This window comes from Clostridium sp. UBA2485 (genome assembly GCF_002341865.1).
Lineage (GTDB): Bacteria > Bacillota > Clostridia > Clostridiales > Clostridiaceae > Clostridium_J.
In genome coordinates this window covers 75,574-81,695 of record NZ_DDOV01000003.1, presented here as the reverse complement: position 1 = coordinate 81,695, position 6,122 = coordinate 75,574, and the positions used below count along the sequence as shown (strand labels likewise).

At 27.6% G+C, this 6,122-nt stretch carries 5 protein-coding genes; all 5 read left to right on the top strand.

Annotation, left to right across the window (positions count from 1 at the left end):
* The first annotated feature begins 196 nt into the window (after window positions 1-196).
* The 5 genes from B3603_RS00550 to B3603_RS00530 all read left to right on the top strand — a co-directional run bounded on the left by B3603_RS00550 (window position 197) and on the right by B3603_RS00530 (window position 6,073).
* A complete protein-coding gene (locus B3603_RS00550) occupies window positions 197-847 on the top strand; it encodes an ABC transporter ATP-binding protein (RefSeq protein WP_291559517.1) in 651 nt (216 codons plus the stop codon).
* A 14-nt stretch (window positions 848-861) separates the two neighbouring features.
* On the top strand, window positions 862-3,402 hold the full coding sequence (locus B3603_RS00545) for an ABC transporter permease (RefSeq protein ID WP_291559515.1): 2,541 nt from the start codon (window positions 862-864) through the stop codon (window positions 3,400-3,402).
* Window positions 3,403-3,530: 128 nt separating this feature from the next.
* Complete coding sequence (locus B3603_RS00540) at window positions 3,531-4,226, top strand: response regulator transcription factor (RefSeq protein WP_291559513.1); 696 nt, start codon at window positions 3,531-3,533, stop codon at window positions 4,224-4,226.
* A 6-nt stretch (window positions 4,227-4,232) separates the two neighbouring features.
* Entirely contained in the window at window positions 4,233-5,498 is a 1,266-nt protein-coding gene (locus B3603_RS00535; RefSeq protein ID WP_291559511.1) for a sensor histidine kinase, read from the top strand.
* 41 nt (window positions 5,499-5,539) lie between these two features.
* Window positions 5,540-6,073 (top strand): phosphoglycerate mutase family protein, encoded by a 534-nt coding sequence (locus tag B3603_RS00530; protein WP_291559509.1) that lies wholly within the window; start codon window positions 5,540-5,542, stop codon window positions 6,071-6,073.
* Window positions 6,074-6,122 lie beyond the last annotated feature (49 nt).

The following is a 6,122-nucleotide window of genomic DNA, read 5'->3' as shown; positions in this document are numbered from 1 at the left end:
TAATGAACCGTCCCCATATCTTACAGATATGTAAGAGTTCTGCGTTATGAGTAAGAGAGTAGTTATTGTTATAAAGTAGCTATAAAAATATAATATAGTTGTGGTTAGGCAGTTAGGAAGAAGAATGTCACACCAATGAATATTTTTATAGATGTAAATTTATATTGAAGATAAAGTTAAAAGAGAGGGATTTAACATGGAAATACTAAAGGTTGAAAATTTATCAAAAGTTTATGGCGATGGTAATAATAAAGTAGAAGCACTTAAAGACGTATCTTTTTCTATAAACAGAGGAGAATTTACTGCAATAGTAGGGGCCTCTGGTTCAGGAAAAAGTACATTACTTCATATGTTAGGTGGTCTTGATAGACCAACTTCAGGTAAGGNNAATGAAGAAAAATTAGCTATATTTAGAAGAAGAAATATAGGATTTGTATTTCAGTTTTTTAATTTGATACCGGTTTTAGATGTAGAAGAAAACATATCACTGCCAGCTTTGCTGGATAAAGAGAAAATAGATGAAACATATTTGGATGGACTATTATGGATGCTTGGATTAAACGATAGAAGAAATCACCTGCCTTCAGAATTATCTGGAGGTCAGCAGCAAAGAGTTTCTATTGGAAGGGCATTAGTAAATAAACCATCTATAATTCTCGCAGATGAACCTACTGGAAATTTAGATAGTAAAAATAGTAAAGAGGTAATAGAGCTTTTAAAACTTTCTTCTAAAAACTATAATCAGACATTAATAGTTATAACTCATGATATGAGTATAGCAGAGCAAGCGGATAGAGTTATAACCATAGTAGATGGTGAGCTGAAATCTGATGAAAGAATTGAATAGAAGGAGGAAGTATTATGAAAAGCTATAAAGATATAACTAATAAATATTTAAAGCACAATAAAAAAAGAACTGTATTAACAATTTGTGGAATAATACTTTCTGTAGCACTTATTACATCTATAGGTTTATTTATAAAAAGTATGCAAAATACTTTTATTGAAGATGCTATAGAGGGTGCTGGTTCATTTCATATTGCTATTACTAATTTAAATAATAAGGATTATGATAAAATTAAAAATAATCCTAAAATAGAAAAAGTTGGACTTAGGGAGCAGTGGGATAAAGTTCCTTTGAAATCATCGAAGTCTATAGAGTTAGTGAAACTTGATAAAAATGCTTTAGAGCTTTTACCATATAAAGCTGTTGAGGGAGAAATTCCAAAAGCAGATGGAGAAATAGCCTTAGAAAGTTGGGTATTAAATTATATTGATAATACTCCTAAGTTAGGAGATACTATAAAATTACAACTTGAAAATGGGAAATTAGAGGAATTTAAAATTACAGGATTAATTAAAAATAATTCCTATAGTCAATTGAGTGGAGCATCTACAGGAGTTGTTTATTGTGATAATTTTGATGTGGAAAAATCTCAAATATTCGCAACTATATCTAAAAAGGCGGATATTTCCGATACAGTAGAGGAATTAAAAAGTACATTTAAAAATATATCAACTAATGAAGATTTATTAAGACTTTTAGGAAAAGGACAAAATAAATCTATAAATAATAGTTTAAATCATATAGCTGGGCTGATAATTACTATAGTAATAATAGCAACAATAGCAGTTGTATATAACTCATTTCAAATAAGTGTAGTTGAGAGAATAAAACAATTTGGACTTTTAAGAGCAGTAGGTGCAACTCCAAAACAAATAAAAAAAATAGTATTAAGAGAAGCTGCTTTAATAAGTTTAATAGGAGTTCCAATAGGAATTTTATGTGGTATATTTGCAATGTGGGCCATAGCTCAGATATTTAAAATTATGTCTAGCAGTGCTTTTGGGTCCTTAGATGTGGTTATATCTTACAAGATATTGGGTATAAGTGCAGTAGTTGGATTAATTTCAATATATATATCGGCATTAATACCAGCAAAATTTGCAGGAAAAATATCTCCTCTAATAGCAATTAGTAGCAGGGCTTCTATAACAAAAGAAAAGATAAAGAAAAATAGAGGTAAATTAGTAAAGAAATTACTAAATATAAATGGATTAATGGCTTTTAAAAATATAAAAAGAAATAAAAAGAGATTTAGAATTACAGTATTCTCGATGATAATAAGTGTTACATTATTTATATTTTTCACCTCTTTTATAAATATGACTGTTAATTTTACACCACATAAATCAGAAGATGAAAAAAATAATTTTGAGATTATAAGCTTATTAGATGATAATTGGCTTTTAATAGATGGAAAAAGTACTATAACTGAACACATAATAAATAAAATAAAAAATAATAATGAAGTTAAAGAGTTATACGTGGACTATGAAAATTATGTGTCAAGAGCAGTAATTTCAAATGATAAAAGGGAAAAGGTAATAACTGAAGCTGCACCACATACATATAATAAAACAAATTTTAATGGAGAAGAAATGACTTCATTAGATATACTCTTTGATGTATATGATGATATAAAGCTTAAAAATACTGAAAGTTATATAACTAGTGGTAAAGTAGATAAAGAAAAGATGATTAAAGAAAATGGTGTTATACTTGTAAAGAATCAGATGTTTAGAGGGAAAGATAAATACTATGAACTTCCTCTTACCAATTTAAAAGTTGGAGATAGCTTCTATATTCATAAGAATGCGTCTATTATAAATGCAAAAAATTTAAAAGAAAATAATGAAATAAATAATTTTAATAAAGATGATATGATAAAGGTCAAAGTATCAGCAGTAGTAGATTATGCACCATATCCGCTTTATGGTAATCCCAACCATTTGAAGATAATAACTTCACAGGATGTTATGAAAAATATATCTAATATAGATATTGAAAAAATTCCTTATAAATCCGCAGGAATAATATTAAAGGATGAAAAGAAAGAAAAGGAATTTGAAAAATGGCTTCAACCTTTGGGGGATATGAATGGAATAAAGGTTATGAATACTAGTAAAGAAGCAGAAGAGACTAGAGCTAACAATCTTCAAATAAATATATTATTATATGGATTTGTAGCAGTAGTATCACTGATTGGAGTAGTAAATATAATAAATACTATAACTACTAATTTAATCTTAAGAAGAAAAGAAATTGCATCATTAAGTGCATTAGGAATGACTTATAAAAACATAAGATCAATGATTTTGACTGAAGGAATTCTTTACGGTGTATATGGTTCATTTTTGGGAGCTATTCTTGGAACAATACTATCATACTTTATGTCATCTTCAATGATAGGTATAATGGGATTTAAATGGGGTATTCCTTGGAAAACTATAAGTATTGCTGCTGGGGCGTCTATATTTATAGGAGTGATAGCAGTAATAAAGCCTTTAAATAGAATTAAAAAAGAAAATATTGTTGAAGTAATAAGAGGAGAACAATAAATTAATAGTTTATCAATTAAGAATTAAAGATACTTTAGAAGCTCTGTGAAAATATGGAACAGAGCTTTGTTTTTTTTATATAATTTTATATAATCATTTTATAAAGTTAAATAGGAGGGATTAAATTTATGAATAGAATACTTCTTGTAGAAGATGATGAAGGTTTAGCTTTAGGTATTGAATTTACCCTTAAAGATGAAGGCTTTGAGGTTACAAGAGCTGAAGATGTAGAAGAAGCTCTAAAAGTTTTTAATGAAAAAGAGTTTGATGTAATCATATTAGATGTAATGCTTCCTGATGGAAGTGGTTATGATGTATGTAAATATATAAGAGGCAAAAGTGAAGTGCCTATAATATTCTTAACTGCTTGTGATGATGAGGTAAATATTGTTTTAGGATTAGACATTGGAGCAGATGATTATATAGTAAAACCATTTAAGGTAAAAGAGCTTATTTCAAGAATCAAGGCTATTCAAAGAAGATTTAGAAATGAAGTTTATAAAAAACATATATTTAAATCTAAAGATATAGTTTTAGATACAGAAACTGCAAAAGTTGAAAAAAGGGGAGAAGAGATAATACTTTCTTCACAAGAGTATAAACTTATTTTAAATTTTATGATGAATCCTCAAAAGATGATGAGTAGAGAAGAGATATTAGATAAATTGATAGACGGTTCGGGAGCATATTTTGATACAAATACTCTTTCTGTATATATAAAAAGGATTAGAGAAAAAATAGAAGACGATTCCTCAAATCCTGAATATATAAAAACTAAAAGAGGTCTTGGGTATGAGTGGCATTTGGAAGTTGAAAAGGAGTAGTGAGTCATGACTAAATATTTTACTAATCCAGAACTAAAAAGAAGTTCATTAATTATTTTAGTATTAGCCTTTATTATGTTAATAACATCTTTTTTTATAATGAATAGAAGTTATAATAAGATAAAAATAAATTATACAGAAAGCACCATGGCTTTAGCAGGTGAAATAATTAAAAATCATCCAGAATTAAGTGATGAAATAATTCCTGTGATAACAAAAGGGGCTAATGAAGAAAGTATAGAAGTAGGTAGAAAAGTATTAAGTGAATATGGCTTTAATGAAAATCTAGAAATAAAGTTTATACCAACAATGAATGATAGTTATAATATGGCTTTAAAAGCCATACTTAGCTGTTTAGTAATATTTTTTATTATTATATTTTTACAAAATTCTATTCAATATATAAGAATTTATAAAAGACTTGAAAGGCTTATAATGGCTGCAGAAAATATAGTAGAATACAATTTTGATGTTGGAATTTATGAAAATGCGGAAGGAACTTTTGCAAAACTTGCCTATTCTTTCAACAATATGAGAGTAATTATAAGGAATAATTTTTTAGCTATACAAAAAGAGAAAAGCTTTTTAGTAGATATACTTTCAGATATTTCACATCAGCTTAAAACACCTATATCATCTTTAATAATATATAATGACATACTTTTAAATAGGAATTTGGATGATGAGAAGAGAAAAGAATTTTTAGAAAATAGTGGGAAACAATTAAATAGAATTGAATGGCTTGTAAAAAGTTTACTTAAAGTTGCTAAATTGGATGCTGGAGTAATAAAGTTTGAAAAGAATAATTATGATATAAATGAAACGGTTAAGGATGCTGTTGAAGCACTTCAAGGAAAAGCAGAAGAGGAAAAAATAAACCTTATATTTAATAAAAAAGACTCCCAAATTATGATGGTACATGATTCAAATTGGCTTAGTGAAGCAATTATAAATATAGTTAAAAATTCACTAGAGCATACAGCAGAGGGTGGAGAAGTAGAAATTTTTACAGAAAGGACACCGGTGTGTATTAGAATTATTATTAAGGATAATGGAGAAGGAATTCCTAAGAAAGATATACATAATATATTTAAAAGATTTTATAAAGGGAAAAGGAGTAAGAAAACAGAATCCGTAGGAATTGGACTAGCTCTTTCTAAAGCTATAGTAGAAAGTCATGATGGGATGATTGAAGTTAATAGCAAAGTTAAAGAGGGGACTATTTTTACCATCACTTTTTTAGCTGCTAATTCAAATTTGGAGGTGCTATAAAATATATTTTAAAATTACAGGAGAGAGCTAAAGGGGATATTATGAACATAGGATTGATAAGACACTTTAAAGTAGAGTGTGATAAAGTTTTATTTATGACATCAGATGAGTTTGAGGCATGGGTAAAGAACTATGATGAAGATGAGATTATAAAAAATGAGATAGATTTAGGACATATTAAGTGGGATAAATGCTTCTCTAGTGATTTGTATAGAGCTATTAAAACTGCTGAAAGCGTATTTAAAGAAAAAATAGTAAAAACTTACTTGTTAAGAGAAGTACCTATATCACCAATATTTAAAAGTAATATTAAATTACCATATGGATTTTGGGCTATAAGTGGAAGATATGCGTGGTTCTTTCACCATAAATCTCAAAAGGAAAGTAGAAAAGATACGGAAAAGAGAATAGATGAGTTTTTATCTAATATAGATTTAGACTTAAATGAAAATATACTAATTGTTTGTCATGGATTTTTTATGAATACATTACAAAAGAAACTTAAAAACAGAGGATTTAAAGGTAAAAGTATAAAAAGACCTAAAAATGGTACATTGTATTTATATACAAAATAGTTAATAGTATTAGAGCAAGTTAAAATAATAGAGTGTGTATTTTACCACA

Excerpts from the sequence above, each read along its gene's own strand:
- B3603_RS00540 (WP_291559513.1), top strand. The coding sequence starts at position 3,531 with ATGAATAGAATACTTCTTGTAGAAGATGATGAAGGTTTAGCTTTAGGT.
- B3603_RS00530 (WP_291559509.1), top strand. The coding sequence starts at position 5,540 with ATGAACATAGGATTGATAAGACACTTTAAAGTAGAGTGTGATAAAGTT.
- B3603_RS00545 (WP_291559515.1), top strand. The coding sequence starts at position 862 with ATGAAAAGCTATAAAGATATAACTAATAAATATTTAAAGCACAATAAA.
- B3603_RS00535 (WP_291559511.1), top strand. The coding sequence starts at position 4,233 with ATGACTAAATATTTTACTAATCCAGAACTAAAAAGAAGTTCATTAATT.